This is a genomic window from Kitasatospora sp. NPDC057518, from assembly GCF_042802075.1.
GTDB lineage: Bacteria > Actinomycetota > Actinomycetes > Streptomycetales > Streptomycetaceae > Kitasatospora.
Window position 1 is genome coordinate 1 of the sequence record NZ_JBHVEU010000168.1, and the last position, 17,156, is coordinate 17,156.

The following is a 17,156-nucleotide window of genomic DNA, read 5'->3' on the forward strand; positions in this document are numbered from 1 at the left end:
GGCCTTGCGGTGACCGATTGCCGGTGACCGGTGAACCAGTGACCGGGAACCGGCGGCCGGCGACCGGGTGTCGGCGGCCGGGGGCGGCGGTGCGTCCGCCCCCGCGCACGGCCCGGTGTCCGGACTCCGGTCAGACCGTGGTCTCGGCGCCGTGGACGTAGCTGATCAGGCTGAAGCAGAGGCCGTCCGAGGACTCGCTCAGGACCTTCATCGCCTGGAGGTCCAGGATGTTGGCGACGTGCGCCTCGACCTCCGGGGTCTCCTCGCCGCTCTCGCCGACGTTCTGCTGCTCCATGTTCTCGGCCATGGTCGAACTCCCTTCCGCACGGGGGTGGTTACGGCTCCGGCGGGCGGCTGCCCGCCGTTGCCGACCACCGTGGCCCGAGCCGCCTGCGCCCGGCTTCGGGGCCGGTTGGAAACCGGTATGGCCGCAGGTCGGAGCGGCCGCGCCGGCCCTCCGGGCCCCGGGCGGGCCCGCCCGGGAGGCTGCCGCACCCCGTCCCACCTGCGGCCATACCGCCTGCCAGGCGTTCCCGAACCGGGCCCGAAGCCGCGCCCGCGACCCTGGCCCGGAACGCTCGCGCCCCCGTACCACCGCCCCGCCGCGCACGCCCCGCACCACCGCCCGGCCCGCACCACCGGGCCGCGCCAACCGCCCCGCCGCGCACACCCGTTCCGCTTCGCCGCGCACGCCCCGCACCGCGAAGGACGACCGAAGGACGGCCACCATGCCCTGCCCACTCTGCGCCCAACTCGTCGGCACCAACGACCAGTTCTGCCCCTCCTGCGGCACCCCCCGGGCCGCCGCCCTCGACCTGGCCGCCGAGGAGCGCAAGCTGGTCACGGTGGTCTTCTGCGACCTGGTCGACTCCACCGCCCTGTCCGGCGCGCTCGACCCGGAGACCCTGCGCGAGGTGGTCCTGCGCTACTTCGAGCGGATGCACCACCGGATCGAGGCGCACGGCGGCACCCTGGAGAAGTTCATCGGGGACGCCGTGATGGCCGTCTTCGGCGTCCCGGTGATCCGCGAGGACGACGCCCACCGGGCGCTGGCCGCCGCGCTCGCCATGCTGGAGGACGTGGAGGACCTCAACACCGAGCTGGACGCCACCCTCGGCGTCCGGCTGGACGTCCGGATCGGTGTCAACACCGGCCAGGTGGTGGCGGGTTCGGACGCCTCGGCGCGCCAGGCGCTGATCTCCGGCGAGACCGTGAACATCGCCGCCCGGCTGCAGACCCGGGCCGCCCCCGGCCAGGTGCTGATCGGCCCGCAGACGCTGCGCGCGGCCGGCCCGGCCGCCCAGGTGGACGAGGTCGGCCCGCTGCACCTCAAGGGCAAGGCCGAGCCGGTCACCGCCTACCGCCTGGTCGGCCTGGACGAGGACGACCCGGAGCTGCTGCGCCGCTTCGACGTCCCGCTGGTCGGCCGGGAGCGCGAACTGGCCCTGCTGGACGCCGCGTTGGCCCGGATGGCGGGCGGTCAGGGGGCCGAGCTGCTGCTGGTGGCCGGCGAGGCGGGCATCGGCAAGACCCGGCTGGTGCGCGACTGGCGCGAGCGGGTCGGCCGGCGCACCGCGCGCTGCGGCACCGCCCGCTGCCGCAGCTTCGGCGGGCAGGGCGTGCTGGCGCCGCTCGCCGAGGCGGTCCGGACCCTGCTGGACGAGCCCGAGGGCGCCGCCCCCGCCGAGGCGCTGGCCCGGCTGGACGAGGCGACGGCGCCGGGCATCGACGCCGGCCGCTCGCTGGAGCTGCTGGCCGCGATCCTGCGCGGCCGCACCGTCGAGCGCCCGGCCGTCCTGGTCCTGGACGACTGCCAGTGGGCCGGCCCGGTGCTGCTGGACGCCGTCGAGCGGCTGGCCGCCGAACTCGGCGCGGCCCCCGTGCTGCTGCTCTGCCTGACCCGCCCCGAGCTCCCGGCCGCCCGCCCGGAGCTGCCGACGCTGCCGGTCGGCGGCCTGTCCTGGGACGAATCCGCCCTGCTGGCCGCCCAGTTGACCGAGCTGAGCGCCCACCAGGACGCGGTGCCCACCCGGCTGCTGGAGCGCGCCGAGGGCAACCCGCTGCACCTGGAGGAGCTGCTGGCCGCCCTCACCGAGACCGAGGGCCCCGCACTGACGGACGAACTGCCGCCCACCGGGCGGGCGTTGCTCAGCGCCCAGATCGACGGGCTGGAGCGCGACGAGCGCGCCACCCTCGACCTCGCCGCCGTCCTCGGCCGCGCCTTCACCGCCGCCGAACTCGCCGAACTCGCCCACGGCGGCAGCGACCAGGACGCCTTCGCCGACCCGCAGGACGACGTCTTCACCGGCCCGATCGACGGCCTGCCGGCCGGCCCGTCCGCCTGGGTCGACGACACCCCGCCGCGGCTGCACGCCGCGCTGGCCCGGCTGGCCGAGCTGCGGCTGGTCGAACCGACCGGCACCGGCTACCGGTTCAGCAGCGGCCTGGTCCAGGAGTCGGTCTACCAGTCCATGTCCAAGCGGGCCCGCGCCGAGCGCCACGAGCGCGCCGCCGACCTGCCGGCCGTCCGCTCCACCGGGGACGCCGCCGTCGGCGGCCACCTGGAGCGCGCCCACCGCTACCGACTGGAACTCGGCCTGCTGGACACCCGCACCGACGTGCTGCGCACCCGCGCGGCCACCGCCCTCGGCACCGCCGGGGCCGGTGCGCTGGCCCGCGCCGACCTGCCCGCCGCCACCGACCTGCTGGAGCGCGCGGTGCGGCTGCACTACCCGGGCGAGCGCGCCACCGGCCCGGTGCTGCGCCGCCTCGGCGAGGCCCGGCTGGCGCTCGGCCGCGCCGAGGAGGCGCTGCCCGTCCTCGCCCAGGTGCGGGACGCGGCCGCCGACCCGCTGGACGCCGCGCACGCCCGGCTCGCGCTGGCCGCCCGCGGCCTGCCGCCCGGCCAGGACCAGCCCGCCGCGACCGCCCGCGCCGTGCTGCCGCTGTTCACCGACACCGGGGACGACCTCGGCCAGGCCCGGGCCGGGCTGCGGCTGGCCGAGGAGCACCTGCTGGCCGGCCGCCACACCGAGGCCGAGCAGCTGCTGGACCGGGCGCTCGGCCAGGTCTCCCGCACCGACGCCGAGCTGGACCGGGCCGCCGTGCTGGCCGCGCTGGCCGCCTCGCTGCTGGCCGGCCCCGAGCCCGTCCCGAACGCGACCTTCCGGCTGCGCGCCCTGCTCGCCGAGCACGGCACCGGCCGGCGGACCGTCCGGGTCGCGCTGAACGGCCCGCTGGCCGTCCTGCTGGCGCTGCGCGACCGCCCCGAGGAGGCCGAGCTGCTGCTCGCCGAGGCCAACGGCCTGGCCGGGGAGCTGTCGCTGGCCGAGGCGATGATCGCGCTGCCCGCGCTGACCGCCCAGGCGGCGGCCGCGCTCGGGCAGGGCGGCCAGGCGCTGGACCTGCTCGCCGACGCCGCCGAGATCGCCCGCCACCAGGGCAGCGCCGCCCCGCTGCCGCGCCTCGCCCTGACCACCGCCCGGGTCCTGCTGGACACCGACCGTCCGGCCCAGGCCGCCCGGCACCTGGACGGCGCGGACGCCGTCGCCGCGCTGCCGCCGGTGCTCGCGATCGAGCTGGACGCGCTGCGCGGCCGGCTCGCCGCCGCCCGGGGCGAGGCCGCGCCGGCGCTGGACCTGACCGCCGCCGCGCTGTCCGCCGCCGAGGCCACCGAGTCGCTGCTGCTCCAGGCGCTGACCGCGCTCGACCGGGCGCACGCCCTGCTGCTGCTCGACCGCCCCGCCGAGGCCGCGGCGGCCGCCGCCACCGCCCGGGACCGGTTCGCCGCCAAGGGCCACCTGCCGGGCGTTCGGCGCGCCGAGCGGCTCGGGGGCACCCGGTGAGCGGCCCGGCCGGCCTCACCTGGAGCCTGCGCGACCGCAGGCCCGCCGACCTCCCGGTGCTCGCCGACGCCGTCGCCACCGACGCCGGGGCCTCCGACGCCGGGGGCACCGGCAAGGGCGTCCGGGTCTGCGTGGTCGACTCCGGGATCGAGCCCGACCACCCGCTGGTCGGGCCGGTGCAGGGCTCCTGGGCGGTGGTCAAGGACCCGGTCACCCGGGAGCTGACCGTCCGCCCCGACAGCGCCGGCGACACCTGCGGGCACGGCACCGCCTGCGCGGGCATCATCCGCCGCACCGCCCCGGACTGCGAGCTCTACAGCGTCCGGGTCCTCGGCGAGCGCTTCACCGGCACCGGCGACATGCTGATCGCCGGGCTGCGCTGGGCCGTCGGGCAGGGCTTCGACGTGGTCAACCTCAGCCTCTCCACCACCCGGACCCGCTTCCTGGAGCAGCTGCACGCGATCGCCGACGACGCCTTCTTCGCCCGCACCGCGATCGTCGCCTCCGCCCACAACACCCCGGTGGAGAGCTACCCGTGGCGCTTCTCCTCGGTCATCTCGGTGGGCAGCCACCAGGAGGAGGACCCGGAGCTGCACCTGTACAACCCGGCGCCGCCGGTGGAGTTCTTCGCCCCCGGCCAGAACGTCCGGGTGCCCTGGCTCGGCGGCGCCACCATCCGCACCACCGGCAACAGCTTCGCGACCCCGTACGTGGCCGGGCTCTGCGCCCGCATCCTGTCCCGGCGGCCGAGGCTGACCACCTTCCAGCTGAAGAGCGCGCTCTACCTCACCGCGGCCAACGTCCAGGTCCCTTCCACCCCCACCCCGGAGGCGCCCGATGACCCTCAGCACTGACCCCGCCGTCGACCCGCTGGCCCGCGAGCTGCTCCAGTCCGTGGTGGACGTCGCCCGGGCGATCTTCGGCGCCCAGGCCGGCTCGGTGTGCCTGCTCGACGAGGCGGCCGGGGAGCTGGTCTTCCAGGCCGTCTCCGGCCGGGGCGAGGAGTCGCTGGTGGGCCGCCGCTTCCCGGCCGGCCGGGGGATCGCCGGCTGGGTGGCCGCCTCGGGCGAGCCGATGGTGGTGGACGACCTGGGCGCCAACCGCACCTTCGACCGGGACTTCGCCGAGTCCACCGCGTACGTCCCGACCGCCCTGATGGCCGCCCCGCTCACCCACGGCAGCCGGGTGCTCGGCGTCCTGGAGGTGCTGGACCCGGCCCCGCAGGCCCGCGCCAGCCTGCCCGAGCTGGACCTGCTGGCCATGTTCGCCCGTCAGGCCGCCGCCGCCCTGCGGGTGATCGCCGAGCGCTCCCCCGCCCCGGAGCCGGCCCCCGACCGGGCCGCCGCCCTCGGCCTGCTCGCCGACCTGGAGGAGCTGCTGCGCCGTCAGCCCTGACCGGGCACGCCGCCCAGCCGGGCGAGCTGCCCGCGCTCCAGCGCCGCGTACACCGTGCCGTCCGGGGCGACGGCGATGCCGTGCGGCTCGGCGCCCCCGCCCGGGAGGGGGTGGCCGCCGAGCCGCCCGTCCGGGCCGAGCACCCCGATCCGGCCGGCGCCCCACTCGGTGAACCAGAGCCGGCCGTCCGGCCCGGCCGCGATCGCGTGCGGGCGGGCCGCGCGGTCGGCCAGCGGGTACTCGGTCACCTCTCCGTCCACGGTGATCCGCCCGACCAGCCCGCCGCCGATGCCGACGTACCAGAGCGCGCCGTCCGTCCCTGCGGTGATGCCGACCGGCGCGGTGCCCCCGGTGGGCAGCCCGTGGACGGTCACCCGGCCGTCCACGGTGATCCGGGCGACGGCGTCGGCCTGGTTGAGCGTGCACCACAGCGCCCCGTCCGGCCCGGCCGTGATCAGCGACGGGAAGGCCCCGGCGAGCGGCAGCGGGAACTCCGTGACCTCACCCGCCACGGTGATCCGCCCGATCCGGCCGGCGTTCAGCTCGGTGAACCAGAGCGCCCCGTCGGGCCCGGCGGCGATCCCGTACGGCCCGGCCTCCTCCGTCGGCAGCGCGTAGGACGTCGCCGTCCCGTCCACCGTGATCCGACCGATCCGGTGGTCCCGCATCCGGCTGAACCAGAGCGCCCCGTCCGGCCCCGCGGTGATCACCGCGGGCCCGCACTCCGGCGCGCCGAGGCCGAAGCGCTCGACCGTCCCGTCCGCGGCCAGCCGCCCGATCTCCCCGGTGTGCACCAGGGTGAACCACACGCCGCTGTCGGGCCCCACGGCCACCCCGTACGGCCCGGCCCCCGCCTCGGCCACCTCGAACAGTTCCATGCAACCCCTCCGCATCACTATCGCGACTCAAATCGCATTAGCGATGCTCGCACAACGGGTCACGGCCCGGCAACCGACTTCTCCCGCGCGTCCGGGTCCCCCCGCAGCACCGAGATGACGCCCATCACGGCGGCGCAGACCGGCACCGCGAGCAGGGCGCCGATGATCCCGGCGATGCCCGAGCCGGCCACCACGGCGACCATGATGGTGGCCGGATGCAGCTCCACCGTCCGGCTCTGGATGACCGGCTGGAGGACGTTGCCCTCGATCATCTGCACCGCGAGCACCACGCCCAGCGCCCAGAGCGCCGTACCGAGCCCGCCGTCGGCGAGCGCCACCAGCACGGCCACCGTGCCGGACAGGAAGGCCCCGACGAAGGGGATGTAGGCGCCCATGAAGACCAGCGCGCCGAGCCCGGGCGCGCCCGGCACCCCGAGGGCGATCAGGCCGATGGTGATGAAGCCCGCGTCGATCAGCGCGATCAGGGTGGTGCCCCGCATGAACCCGGCCATCGCGTCGAAGGCCCGCTCCGCGCAGGCGATCACCGTCGTGGCGCTGCGCTCGGGCAGGTAGGAGCGGATGGCGTCGCCGGTGCGGTGGCCGTCCCGGAGGAAGAAGAACACCAGGGCCAGCGCCAGCACCCCGCCCGTGATCAGCTGGGTGAGCAGGCCGAGCCCGGAGAGCACGCCGTTGGTGAGGGTGGAGACCAGCGAGTTGGTCTCGCCCTTGGCGTTGTCCAGGCCGTGCCGGATCTTCGCCCCCAGCGGGCCCAGCCAGTCGGCCAGCCGCTGCCCGGCCTCCTGGAGCGAGGAGGCGATCTGCGGGGCGCTGTGCACCAGCGAGTTGACCAGCAGCGCGATCACCCCGCTGACCGCGACCACCAGCACCACGCAGGTCAGCCCGGCCGCCAGGCTCCGGCTCACGCCCCGGCCCACCAGCCACGGCACCACCGGGTAGAGCAGCGAGGCCCCGAGCAGCGCCAGGACGAACGGCACGGTCGCGGCCCGCAGTTCGACCAGCGCGAAGACCACCAGCGAGGCGACGGCGATCAGCAGGATCACCGCCACCGACCAGGCCGCCGCCTGCCGCAGCCCGGGCGGCAGCATCAGGTACGGCCTGCGGTCGTCCGGCTGCCGCTGCTCGCCGGGCGCGCGCTCCACGGACACGGCCACCTCCGCCGGGGGTCGTCGACGATTCCGAACCGCCCCAGCTCAGCAGAGGTTCCGACGGGCCGCGCGGCGGATCGGCCGGGAGCACCCGAACGGGCGACCCGGGCGCCCTCCGGCCGAGCACCGCTCCGGTCAGCCGCGGCCGTCCAGCACCGAGCGCAGGACGCCGATCCGGTTGGAGGTGATGGACGCGACCCCGGTGTCGCGCAGCCGGCGCATGGTGCGGCGCAGGTCGGCGGTCCAGGTGGAGACGGCGAGCCCCCGCTCCGCCGCGGCGGCCGTGAACTCGGGGGTGACCAGGCCGAACGGCGGGTTGAGGTAGCGCGGGCGCAGGTCGTCCAGCAGGGCGCGCACCGGCATCCGGGGCTGCTTCCAGGTGAGCGCGATCTCGGCGTCCGGGCTCAGTTCGCGCACCGCGAGCATGGCGGTGGTGGGGCCGCAGAAGGCGACCGCCGCCTCGGCACCGAGCCCGGTGACGACCGACCAGGCGGCGGCGGCCGGGCCCGCGTCGTCCAGGTCGATCAGCAGCCGGCGGCCCTCGACGGCCGTCACCGCCTTGACCGCCTCGGCCAGGGTGGGGACGACGAGCGGGCCCTGCCCCAGCTCCTCCAGCTGGTCGGCGGTGACCCGGTCGATCGACCGCGCGTCGCCCCAGAGCCGCTCCAGGGTGCGGTCGTGCAGCAGGACGGGCACCCGGTCGCGGGTGAGCTGGACGTCCACCTCGACGGCGTCGGCCCCGGCGGCGAGCGCGGACTCGACGGAGGGCAGGGTGTTCTCGCGGAACCGGTACGGGTCGCCCCGGTGGGCGACGGCCAGCGGCTTGGCGGCGAGCGTTCCGGCGGCGAGCGGCTTGGCGGCGGCGTTCATCGGATCCTTCCCGAGAGCCAGGGGGTGAGGCTGTGGACGCCGATGTCCTCGCGGTGGCTCGGCTCCCCGGGGACGGTGACGATCAGCGTGGTGGACGGCGGGAAGGTGCGCGCCTTGACGTGCACCAGGTCGGACCAGACGGCGTTCAGGAAGCCGGGGACGCGGTCGCGGTCGACGTCGAAGGCGATGCCCTCGACGGTCACGGCGACCTCGTCGTGGGTGAACAGCCGGACGGTGACGGCGGGGCGGCCGTCGAACTCCAGCAGCGCCTCGTGCGCGATGGCGTCCAGCTCCCCGAGCGAACCGCCCGAGCCGCCCGGACCGTCCGGGCCGACCAGCCCGGCGAAGGTCCGGTCGCGGCCGATGTCGTGCTGGGCGCGGACGGTGCGGCCGTGCCGGGCGGCCACGGCCTCGATCGCGAGCACGGCGCTCTGGGTGGTCGGCAGGTGCGGGGGTGGCATCCGGGCGCCTCTCGGTTCGTTCCGGGACTCGTACGAAGGGGGTTGCAGGGGGCTGCGGAGGGATCCGCGGGGATCCACCGGCCCGGCTAGCGGCGTTCGATCATCACATTGGTGGATTTGATGACCGCCGTGGCGGGCGCACCGGGGACCAGGTTGAGCTCCACCGCCGAGTCCCGGCTGATCAGGGACACCACCCGGAACGGCCCGGCCTGGATCTCCACCTGCGCGGCCACGTCGCCCAGCACCACGTCGGTGACGATCCCCGGGAAGCGGTTGCGCGCCGAGGACGGCCGGCCCTCCGCCTCGGCGTTCTCCGGCCGGGCCAACTCCCGTGCGAAGGCGGCGAGTTCGGCCCCCGGGATGATCCGGTGCCCGTGCTCGTCCCGCGCGGCGGCGACCCGCCCGGCGTCCACCCAGCGCCGCATGGTGTCGGCGCTGACGCCGAGCAGCGCCGCGGCCTCGCCGATGCGGTACGGGTTGGCCGGCACCTCGGGCTGGCCCATGTGCGCCTCCTGACGGTGGTTCGGGTTCTCGGGGCGGGCGCCCCGCGCCATCCTGCCGTACCGGCGGTACGGACGATCATGTGAGGGCCGCCCCACGGCATACCTTATGGCTCGCCGAAGAGGTCGCGCCGTGCCGCGTCCCCGGCGGTGAGCACCGCCCCGGCGAGCACCGCGCCGCCGCCCGCCGTACCGGCCCGCACCTCGGTGCTCAGCGGGGAGAGCAGCGCCAGCCGCCGCTCGACCCGGCCGGCCAGCTCCGGCCCGCCGGCCCGGCCTATCTCGCCGCCGAGCACCACGCAGCCGGGGTCCAGCACCACGCAGACGCTCGCCGCGCCGATCGCGATCCGCTCGGCCAGCTCGTCCAGGAAGCCCCCGCCCGCCTCGCCGGCCGCGAGGGCGGCCCGGACGGCGGCCTCGGCGGCGGGGGCGTCCCCGGCCGGGTCGGCGGGCAGCCCGTGGGCGCGGGCCAGCGCGCAGATCGCGGCGCTGCCGACCAGGCCGTGGAAGCCGCCCTCGCAGCTGTCGGCGCTGGGCAGGCCGACGGTGCCGGGGACGGGCAGGAAGCAGATCTCGCCGGTGCCGCCGGAGAAGCCCCGGCGCAGCCGCCCGTCCAGGATCACGGCGGCGCCGACGCTGTGGCCCAGCCAGAGCAGGACGAAGGTGTCGCGGTCGCGCGCGGCGCCGACCCGGTACTCGGCCCGCCCGGCCAGGTTGACCTCGTTCTCCAGGATCACCTCGGTGCCTGGCAGCTCCCGCAGCGCGGCGAGGAGTTCGGCGTGCCAGGCGGGGAGCTTGCCGGTGCTCTGCAGCCGCCCGGTGGCCGGGTCGACCAGCCCGGGGGCGCCGACCGCGACGGTGTGCAGCCGGTCGACGCCGGCGCCGCGCGCGGTCTCCAGCAGGGTGGCGACGATCTCCCCGGCGGTGTCCGGCCCGCCGTCCCCCTCGACCGGGACCTCGGCGGTGGCCAGGCTGCGCCCGGCCAGGTCGGCGACGACCAGGCTGACGCCGCCGGAGCGGACGTCGAAGGCGGCGAGGTGGGCCCGGGAGGCGACCAGCGCGTAGAGCCGGGCGTTGGGGCCGCGCCGCTGTTCCCCGCGCTCGCCGACGACGGCCACCAGGCCGGTGCGCTGGAGCCGTTCGAGCAGGTCGGCGACGGTCGGCCGGGACAGGCCGGTGAGGCCGCGCAGCTCGGTCGCGGTCAGCGGGCCCTGTTCGAGCAGGAGGTTGAGTGCCAGCCGGTCGTTGATCGCCCGGGCGGTGCTCGGCGTGGCCGTACGCGCGATGGTCATGGCGGATCATCCTTCCAGAGTGTTTCTATCAGGGTCCCTTCCTGATAGTTTATCGACCGTCACAGGGCACTGTCGCGCCCCACACCGCGCGACCGGGAGGGAACACCCCATGAACGGGACCACCGCGCCACCACCGCCACCGCCGGAACCGCTGAGCGCACCCCGCCGGGCCCGGGCCGGCATCGCCCTGGTCTTCTGCGTGCACGGGGCCGTCAGCGGCAGCTTCGTCACCCGCATCCCGTGGCTCCAGGACCGCCTCGACCTCTCCACCGGCCAGCTCGGCCTGGCCCTGGTCATGCCCGCCATCGGCTCCTCCCTCGCCATGCCGCTGGCCGGCCGCTTCGTGCACCGCTACGGCGGCCGGGCCGCGGTGCGCGGGCTGATCTCGCTCTGGTGCCTGGCCCTCGCCCTGCCCGCGCTCGCCCCCTCCCTGCCGGTGCTGTGCGCGGCCCTGCTGGTGTACGGCGCCGCGGCCGGGATGGCGGACGTCGCGATGAACGCCCAGGGCGTGGAGATCGAGGAGCGGCTCGGCCGCTCGATCATGTCCGGACTGCACGGGATGTGGAGCGCGGGCGGCCTGCTGGCCTCCGCCTTCGGCATCCTCGCCGCCCACCTGGACCTCGACGCCCGGCTCCAGCTGGCCGTCACCGCGCTGGTCCTGCTCGCCCTCGCCCAGCCGGTCTGCCGCGGCCTGCCCGACATCCGGGCGCACGAGGGCGCGGAGGAGCCGCCGCGGTTCGCGCTGCCGCCGCGCAGCTCGCTGGTGATCGGGCTGGTCGGCTTCTGCGCGGTCTTCGCCGAGGGCGCCTCGATGGACTGGAGCGGCGTCTACCTGCGGGACGTCACCGGCGCCTCGGCCACCGTCGCCGCCGCCTCGTACACCGCCTTCTCGCTCACCATGGCGGTCAGCCGGCTCGCCGGGGACGCGGCGATCCGCCGGCTCGGCGCCGTCCGCACCACCCGCGTCGGCGGCGCCGTGGCCACCGTCGGCGGCCTGCTGGTGGTCGCCGCCGACAGCCCGGCGCTGGCCATCCCCGGGTTCGCCCTCCTCGGCATCGGCATCGCGGTGATCGTCCCGCTCGCCTTCGCCGCGGCCGGCCGGATCGGCAGCAACCCCAGCCAGGCCATCGCGGGCGTCGCCACCGTCACCTACACCTCCGGCCTGATCGCCCCCGCGGTCATCGGCGCCCTCGCCCAGGCCACCTCGCTGACCGTCTCCTTCGGACTCGTCACCGCGCTCGCCTTCGCCCTGCTGCTGAGCGCCGGGGCGCTGCGGCTGGCCGAACGGAATTCCGGCGACGGAAACGTGACCGCAACGTCACCGGAAAAGCCTTCCGGAAAAGATCTCTCCACGATATGATGGTGAATTCCTGAGGGAATTCCCCGCTAAAGTCTCGAACCGCCGGGCGCGCCGCGTCCGGCGGTTTTCGTGCTCCGCGAGAGGGATTCCCCGTGTGCTACGACCCGGACGCCGCCCCGCCCGCCCCCGGTCCCGCCCCGTGGCCGCCGGCCGAGGCCGCCCCACTGACCCTGACCTCGGCCGACGGCACCCGGTTCGGCGCCTTCCTGGCCCGCCCGGAGGTCGCCACCGGAGTCGGCGTACTCGTCCTGCCGGACAACAGGGGCCTTTCCCCGTTCTACCGGCAGACCGCCGCCCGGCTCGCCGAACAGGGCCACCCGGCGCTCGTCCTCGACTATTACGGCCGCACCGCCGGAGCCTTCCCGGAAAAGCGCCCGGCGGAATTCGGCGAACTGCCGGACCTGCTCCCCCACCTGCTCGCGCTCACCCCCGAGGGATTGGACGCCGACATCACCGCCGCGCTGGAACGGCTGCGCGCCGCCGGGCCCGCCGAGGTGGTCGCGCTCGGCTTCTGCTTCGGCGGCCGGCAGGCCTTCCGGACCGCCGCGCCGCGCTTCGGCCTGGCCGGCGCGGTCGGCTTCTACGGCTACCCGGACACCCTCCACGGCGCTCCCGGGCCGACCCAGCTCGCGGCGGAGCTGACCGCCCCGGTCCTCGCCCTCTGGGGCGGCGCGGACGAGCACATCCCGGCCGCCGCCGTCGAGGCCTTCGACGCCGCGCTCACCGCGGCCGGCTGCCCGCACACCTTCGTCACCTATCCGGGGGCGCCGCACAACTTCTTCGAGCTCGCCGCGGTCGACCACGCCGACGCGGCCCGGGACGCGTGGCAGCGCCTGCTGGGCTTCCTCGCCCGGCCGCGCTGAACCCGGATCCCGGCCCCCGCCCCAGGCCTTGGACCGGGGCGTGGACGGCGGCGGGGCCGGGGCCAGGGACCGGTTAGGCTCGGGCGGTGTTCGAGCCCGATGCCGTTCCCGTCCCGCCCCTCGCACCGCAGGTGCCCGCCGTCGCGCCGCGTTCCCCGTGGTGGCGGTTCGCCCTGCTGGTCGCGGTGCTCGCGGCGGCGGCCGGCTCGCTCCTGTTGTGGAGCCCGACGGAGCTGCTGTCCGGCGGGCTGGCGGACCGGATGCCGGGCTACTGGTTCGGTCCGCTGTTCGCCCTGGTCTACGCGGTGGGGACGCTCGCCTTCGTGCCCCGGCCGGCCCTGAACGCCGCGGCCGGGCTGCTGCTCGGCATCCAGCAGGGCGTGCTGCTGGCGGTGCTCGGCACCACGGTCGGCGCCGCCCTGGCCTTCGTGCTCGGCCGGGGCCTCGGCCGCGAGGCGCTCCGCCCGTACCTGCGCGGGAAGGTGCTCGGGGCGCTGGACCGGCGGTTCACCGAACAGGGCTTCCGCAGCGTGCTGGTGCTGCGGCTGCTGCCCGGCATGCCGTTCCAGGCGGCCAACTACGGCGCGGCCTTCTCCGGGGTCCGCTTCCTGCCCTTCGTGCTCGCCACCGCGATCGGCGTGGTGCCGACCACCGCGGTGTACGTCACGGCGGCGGCCAGCGCGGGCCGGCCGGGCTCGGCGGCCTTCCTGCTGTCGGCGGGGGTGATCGCGCTGCTGGTGCTGGGCAGCGTGGTGGGCCTCTGGCGGGCGGCCCGGACCCGCCGCCGGGCGACGGCCGGCTGAACCCGGCCCGTCCGTCCGCTCCGCCCCCTCGGCCCGGCCCACCAGGACAAAATCGTTCGCGCCGGTGCGCCGCCGGAGGCCAGGATGGCGCGCATGACTGCACCGGACCCGCGGGTGGACCCGCCGATGACGGCCGACGAGGCCGCCACCCTGCACGCCTTCCTCGACTACCACCGCCACACCCTCGCGCTGAAGACCGAGGGCCTGACGGACGACCAGCTGCGGCTGCGCTCCGTCCCGCCGTCCAACCTCTCGCTGCTGGGCCTGGTCCGGCACATGGCCGAGGTGGAGCAGTACTGGTTCCAGTCCGTCCTGCTCGGCCAGGAGAACGCCGAGGGGCACTTCTGGACCAAGGAGAACGAGGACGGCGACTTCGACGACGTCGACACCGCCGACGTCGCGGCCGACTTCGCCGTCTGGCGCGCCGAGGTCGAGGCCGCCCGCAGCGCCGCCGCCGGCCTGCCGCTGGAGACCGTCGGCAAGAAGCCGCGCCGCGGCCAGCCGGTGACGCTGCGCTGGATCCTCACCCACATGATCGAGGAGTACGCCCGACACAACGGCCACGCGGATCTTCTGCGCGAATTGATCGACGGATCGACCGGCGAGTGACCCTGCGGGTGACACCGCGGGTGAAATCGTTTCCGCATTGTTGACAGAAGGTCAATTACGCCGTGACCGCGACCGATAAGGTCAACGCGCGCAACCGTACGGCGCTGCGCCGCGTCAGTGGGAGTGCCCGGGTTCGCCCGGGTTTCCGGCGCGGCACGACTCGTACGGGGGTTGCGAGCGGGCACGGGACCGGTGAACAGTGCGATACTCGGACAGTTCCGACGAGTGGATGACGTGTCAAGAACGGCACGCACCCCCGGGGGACCAGGACGGGACGAGGCAGGGAGGCGCGGCATGGGAGCACTTCGCGACGAGCACCACAACGGGTGGCTGATGCCCTCGGGGAACTACCCGGCCGCGGTGTACGACGACGAGTGGGTCGATCAGGAGACGGTTCCGGCCGCCCCCGCGCCCACGAAGATCGTCTCCCTGCGGCCGACGGGCTTCGAGGCGGCCCGGACGGTCGGTGAGCACATCCGGGCGAGCATCCCGGTGGTCATGGACCTCACCGAGATGTCGGAGGCCGAGGCCAAGCGCATGGTCGACTTCGCCTCCGGGCTGATCTTCGGCACCCGCGGCGGCATCGAGCGGATCGCCCGGAGGGTCTTCCTGCTCACCCCGGCCGACGTCGAGGTCATGGTGATCGACCGCCCGATGGACGACACCGGCTTCTACAACCAGAGCTGAGCCGCCGCCCCGCGAGGGCTCACAGGCACCCCGAAACCGGGGACGGTACACCACCGTCCCCGGTTTTTTGCTGTCCGAGCGCCGAGATCCCGCGCATCACCTGAGAGCTCGAACAAAAGAATGAGACATCGGTGTCTCATGTGAACTAGACTCGGTCCATGGCCACCGACCGCGACACCGTCCTCGAAGCCGCCGTCGGCGTGCTCTCCCGCCGCCCGACCGCCCACCTGGACGAGATCGCGCGCGCCGCCGGCATCAGCCGCGCCACGCTGCACCGGCTCTTCCCGGGGCGCGACGCGCTGATCCGCGAGGTCGGCCTGCTCGGGCTGCGCCGGTTCGCCGCCGCACTGGACACCGCCGAGGTCGAAGAGGGCGACGCCGAGGCCGCGCTGCGCCGCCTGGTGGACGCCTCCGTCCCGGACGCCATGCTCTGCGCCTTCCTGGCCGGAGAGAACCAGCTCTACGAGAACGACGACATCAACGACCTCTGGGAGGTCCAGATCGCCCGGCTGCACGCGCTCTTCCTGCGCGGCCAGCAGCAGGGCGTGTTCCGCATCGAGCTGAGCGCCGCCTGGCTGAGCGAGGCCTTCTTCGACCTGGTGGCCGGCGTCGGCTGGTCCATCCAGGACGGCCGGCTCGCCCCGCGCGACGCCGCCTTCTCGCTCGCCGAGCTGTTCCTCGGCGGCGCGCTGCGCAGACCGGACGCGCGGACGCCCGTCCCCGCCGCCGCCAACGTCGGCACCGCCGACCGCAACACTCCCATCCACAGCACCGCCGACCACAGGCCGGACACCGATACACCATGAACACCCTGACCGCCCGCCAGCGTTGGACCGGCCTCGCCGTCCTCGTCCTGGCCGTGACCGTGGTCGCCCTGGACGCGACCGTCCTCTCCCTCGCCATCCCGTCCATCAGCGAGACGCTGCGCCCCAGCGGCACCCAGCTGCTCTGGATCGGCGACTCCTACTCCTTCGTGCTGGCCGGCCTGCTGGTCAGCATGGGCGCCCTGAGCGACCGGATCGGCCGCAAGAAGCTGCTGCTGGCCGGCTCCGCCGCGTTCGGCGCCGCCTCGCTGCTGGCCGCCTACGCGCCGAGCGCCGGCTGGCTGATCGTGGCCCGCGCCCTGCTCGGCGTGGCCGGGGCCACGATCATGCCCTCCACGCTCTCGCTGATCCGCGGCCTCTTCCCGGACGACCGGGAGCGGGCCACCGCGATCGGCATCTGGGGCGCGGCCGCCACCGCCGGGGCCGCCCTCGGGCCGGTGGTCGGCGGGGTGCTGCTGGAGCACTTCTGGTGGGGTTCGGTGTTCCTGCTGAACATCCCGGTGCTGATCCTGCTGCTGGTGTTCGGCGCCTGGCTGCTGCCGGAGTCCAAGGACCCGAAGCCGGGCCGCTGGGACGTGCTGAGCGTCGTCCTGTCGATGGCCGGCGTGATCGGCGCGGTGTACGCGGTCAAGGAGGCCGCCGCGCACGGCGTGGACCGCTGGGACGTGCCGGTCGCCTTCGTCCTGGGCACCGCCGCGCTGTTCGTGTTCGTCCGCCGCCAGCTGCGGCTGGAGACCCCGCTGCTCGACGTCCGGCTGTTCCGCGACCGCCGGTTCACCGCGGCCGTGTCGGCCTCGCTGATCTCCCTGATCGGGCTCTCCGGCGTGATCTTCGTGGTCTCGCAGTACCTCCAGCTGGTCCGCGGCTACCAGCCGCTCCAGGCGGGCCTGGCCGAACTGCCGGCCTTCGCGGGATCGGTGGTCGGCGGCCTGCTGACCGCCCTGATCGCCCGCCGCTACGGTGCCCGCAAGGCGCTGACGGCCTGTCTGCTGGCGATGGGTCTGGGCGTGGGCGCGCTCGGCTGGCTGGAGCAGGACACCACCTACCTGCTGCTGGCCGCCTCCTTCCTGCTGGTCGGGACGGCCGAGGGCGTGGTCTACACGCTCGGCGCCGACCTGGTGCTGAACGCCGCGCCCGCCGACAAGGCCGGCGCCGCCTCGGCGGTCTCGGAGACGGCGTACGAGCTGGGCACCGCGCTCGGCATCGCGCTGGTGGGCTCGGTGGTCGGCTCGATCTACGCGAACGGGCTGGCGGTCCCGGCCGGGACGGACCCGGCGGCCGCCGCCCGGGCCGGCGAATCGCTGGGCTCGGCCGTCGAGACGGCGCAGGGCCTCTCGCCGGAGCTCGCCCAGCCGCTGCTGGCGAGCGCCCGGGAGTCCTTCGTCCACGGCATGAACAGCGCCGGGCTGCTGGCCGCCGCGCTGCTGGTCGGCGCGGCCGTGATGGCCTGGCGGCTGCTGCGCGGGCTGTCCGAGCCGACGGCCGGGGCGGAGACGGGCGCCGAGACCGGCCCGGAGGGCGCCGTCGACGTGTCGGCCGCGCAGCCGAGCGTCAAGGCGTAACAGCGCACCGAGAACGGCCGTTCCCCCGGGGGGAACGGCCG

At 75.6% G+C, this 17,156-nt stretch carries 16 protein-coding genes and 1 pseudogene; 10 read left to right on the forward strand and 7 right to left on the reverse strand.

All coding sequences use genetic code 11. The features are described from left to right. Nucleotides 1–130 precede the first annotated feature (130 nt). Nucleotides 131–307 carry a hypothetical protein gene (locus ACFU7Z_RS18855; protein ID WP_158077737.1) on the reverse strand — a complete coding sequence of 59 codons (177 nt, stop codon included), beginning with the start codon at nt 305–307 and terminating at the stop codon, nt 131–133. Between the two features lie 421 nt (nt 308–728). Between ACFU7Z_RS18855 and ACFU7Z_RS18860 the strand changes: the two genes are divergently transcribed. The 3 genes from ACFU7Z_RS18860 to ACFU7Z_RS18870 are packed head-to-tail and all read left to right on the forward strand — an operon-like array spanning nt 729 to nt 5,240. Continuing rightward, entirely contained in the window at nt 729–3,845 is a 3,117-nt protein-coding gene (locus tag ACFU7Z_RS18860) for an adenylate/guanylate cyclase domain-containing protein (protein ID WP_380778352.1), read from the forward strand. Then, on the forward strand, nt 3,842–4,699 hold the full coding sequence (locus ACFU7Z_RS18865) for a S8 family serine peptidase (protein WP_380778354.1): 858 nt from the start codon (nt 3,842–3,844) through the stop codon (nt 4,697–4,699). The genes ACFU7Z_RS18860 and ACFU7Z_RS18865 overlap by 4 nt, the downstream gene beginning before the upstream one ends. Next, complete coding sequence (locus ACFU7Z_RS18870; RefSeq protein ID WP_049661076.1) at nt 4,683–5,240, forward strand: GAF domain-containing protein; 558 nt, start codon at nt 4,683–4,685, stop codon at nt 5,238–5,240. Before ACFU7Z_RS18865 ends, ACFU7Z_RS18870 begins: the two co-directional genes overlap by 17 nt. On the opposite strand, the gene ACFU7Z_RS18875 is transcribed toward ACFU7Z_RS18870, so the two are convergent. From ACFU7Z_RS18875 to ACFU7Z_RS18900, 6 genes are all read right to left on the reverse strand, one after another. Further along, nucleotides 5,231–6,118: a virginiamycin B lyase gene (locus tag ACFU7Z_RS18875; protein WP_380778356.1), complete on the reverse strand. Its 888-nt coding sequence runs from the start codon at nt 6,116–6,118 to the stop codon at nt 5,231–5,233. The genes ACFU7Z_RS18870 and ACFU7Z_RS18875 overlap by 10 nt on opposite strands. Nucleotides 6,119–6,177: 59 nt before the next feature. Then, complete coding sequence (locus ACFU7Z_RS18880; protein WP_234348675.1) at nt 6,178–7,284, reverse strand: AI-2E family transporter; 1,107 nt, start codon at nt 7,282–7,284, stop codon at nt 6,178–6,180. Nucleotides 7,285–7,419: 135 nt separating this feature from the next. Next, nucleotides 7,420–8,154, reverse strand: coding sequence for a glycerophosphodiester phosphodiesterase (locus ACFU7Z_RS18885; RefSeq protein ID WP_380778358.1), 735 nt, complete (start codon nt 8,152–8,154; stop codon nt 7,420–7,422). Further along, nucleotides 8,151–8,615: a hypothetical protein gene (locus tag ACFU7Z_RS18890; RefSeq protein WP_380778360.1), complete on the reverse strand. Its 465-nt coding sequence runs from the start codon at nt 8,613–8,615 to the stop codon at nt 8,151–8,153. Before ACFU7Z_RS18890 ends, ACFU7Z_RS18885 begins: the two co-directional genes overlap by 4 nt. Nucleotides 8,616–8,701: 86 nt before the next feature. Next, nucleotides 8,702–9,118 (reverse strand): molybdopterin-binding protein, encoded by a 417-nt coding sequence (locus ACFU7Z_RS18895; protein WP_181970475.1) that lies wholly within the window; start codon nt 9,116–9,118, stop codon nt 8,702–8,704. Nucleotides 9,119–9,222: 104 nt separating this feature from the next. Then, nucleotides 9,223–10,407: an ROK family transcriptional regulator gene (locus ACFU7Z_RS18900; protein WP_117486658.1), complete on the reverse strand. Its 1,185-nt coding sequence runs from the start codon at nt 10,405–10,407 to the stop codon at nt 9,223–9,225. Between the two features lie 109 nt (nt 10,408–10,516). Between ACFU7Z_RS18900 and ACFU7Z_RS18905 the strand changes: the two genes are divergently transcribed. The 7 genes and pseudogenes from ACFU7Z_RS18905 to ACFU7Z_RS18935 all read left to right on the forward strand — a co-directional run bounded on the left by ACFU7Z_RS18905 (nt 10,517) and on the right by ACFU7Z_RS18935 (nt 17,115). Continuing rightward, nucleotides 10,517–11,767 (forward strand): MFS transporter, encoded by a 1,251-nt coding sequence (locus ACFU7Z_RS18905; RefSeq protein ID WP_380778363.1) that lies wholly within the window; start codon nt 10,517–10,519, stop codon nt 11,765–11,767. 92 nt (nt 11,768–11,859) lie between these two features. Further along, nucleotides 11,860–12,630, forward strand: coding sequence for a dienelactone hydrolase family protein (locus tag ACFU7Z_RS18910; RefSeq protein WP_074003728.1), 771 nt, complete (start codon nt 11,860–11,862; stop codon nt 12,628–12,630). An 86-nt stretch (nt 12,631–12,716) separates the two neighbouring features. Next, a complete protein-coding gene (locus ACFU7Z_RS18915; protein WP_259316442.1) occupies nt 12,717–13,433 on the forward strand; it encodes a TVP38/TMEM64 family protein in 717 nt (238 codons plus the stop codon). 93 nt (nt 13,434–13,526) lie between these two features. Beyond that, nucleotides 13,527–14,042 carry a DinB family protein gene (locus tag ACFU7Z_RS18920; RefSeq protein ID WP_049655198.1) on the forward strand — a complete coding sequence of 172 codons (516 nt, stop codon included), beginning with the start codon at nt 13,527–13,529 and terminating at the stop codon, nt 14,040–14,042. 294 nt (nt 14,043–14,336) lie between these two features. Then, nucleotides 14,337–14,729: a cell division protein SepF gene (locus tag ACFU7Z_RS18925; RefSeq protein WP_053112231.1), complete on the forward strand. Its 393-nt coding sequence runs from the start codon at nt 14,337–14,339 to the stop codon at nt 14,727–14,729. Nucleotides 14,730–14,887: 158 nt separating this feature from the next. After that, nucleotides 14,888–15,424 (forward strand): annotated as a pseudogene (locus ACFU7Z_RS18930) (TetR/AcrR family transcriptional regulator); the annotation flags it as partial. A gap of 107 nt (nt 15,425–15,531) precedes the next feature. After that, complete coding sequence (locus tag ACFU7Z_RS18935) at nt 15,532–17,115, forward strand: MFS transporter (RefSeq protein ID WP_079272339.1); 1,584 nt, start codon at nt 15,532–15,534, stop codon at nt 17,113–17,115. Nucleotides 17,116–17,156: the final 41 nt, after the last annotated feature.

Excerpts from the sequence above, each read along its gene's own strand:
- ACFU7Z_RS18855 (WP_158077737.1), bottom strand. The coding sequence starts at position 307 with ATGGCCGAGAACATGGAGCAGCAGAACGTCGGCGAGAGCGGCGAGGAG.
- ACFU7Z_RS18860 (WP_380778352.1), top strand. The coding sequence starts at position 729 with ATGCCCTGCCCACTCTGCGCCCAACTCGTCGGCACCAACGACCAGTTC.
- ACFU7Z_RS18870 (WP_049661076.1), top strand. The coding sequence starts at position 4,683 with ATGACCCTCAGCACTGACCCCGCCGTCGACCCGCTGGCCCGCGAGCTG.
- ACFU7Z_RS18875 (WP_380778356.1), bottom strand. The coding sequence starts at position 6,118 with ATGGAACTGTTCGAGGTGGCCGAGGCGGGGGCCGGGCCGTACGGGGTG.
- ACFU7Z_RS18885 (WP_380778358.1), bottom strand. The coding sequence starts at position 8,154 with ATGAACGCCGCCGCCAAGCCGCTCGCCGCCGGAACGCTCGCCGCCAAG.
- ACFU7Z_RS18890 (WP_380778360.1), bottom strand. The coding sequence starts at position 8,615 with ATGCCACCCCCGCACCTGCCGACCACCCAGAGCGCCGTGCTCGCGATC.
- ACFU7Z_RS18895 (WP_181970475.1), bottom strand. The coding sequence starts at position 9,118 with ATGGGCCAGCCCGAGGTGCCGGCCAACCCGTACCGCATCGGCGAGGCC.
- ACFU7Z_RS18900 (WP_117486658.1), bottom strand. The coding sequence starts at position 10,407 with ATGACCATCGCGCGTACGGCCACGCCGAGCACCGCCCGGGCGATCAAC.
- ACFU7Z_RS18905 (WP_380778363.1), top strand. The coding sequence starts at position 10,517 with ATGAACGGGACCACCGCGCCACCACCGCCACCGCCGGAACCGCTGAGC.
- ACFU7Z_RS18920 (WP_049655198.1), top strand. The coding sequence starts at position 13,527 with ATGACTGCACCGGACCCGCGGGTGGACCCGCCGATGACGGCCGACGAG.
- ACFU7Z_RS18925 (WP_053112231.1), top strand. The coding sequence starts at position 14,337 with ATGGGAGCACTTCGCGACGAGCACCACAACGGGTGGCTGATGCCCTCG.
- ACFU7Z_RS18935 (WP_079272339.1), top strand. The coding sequence starts at position 15,532 with ATGAACACCCTGACCGCCCGCCAGCGTTGGACCGGCCTCGCCGTCCTC.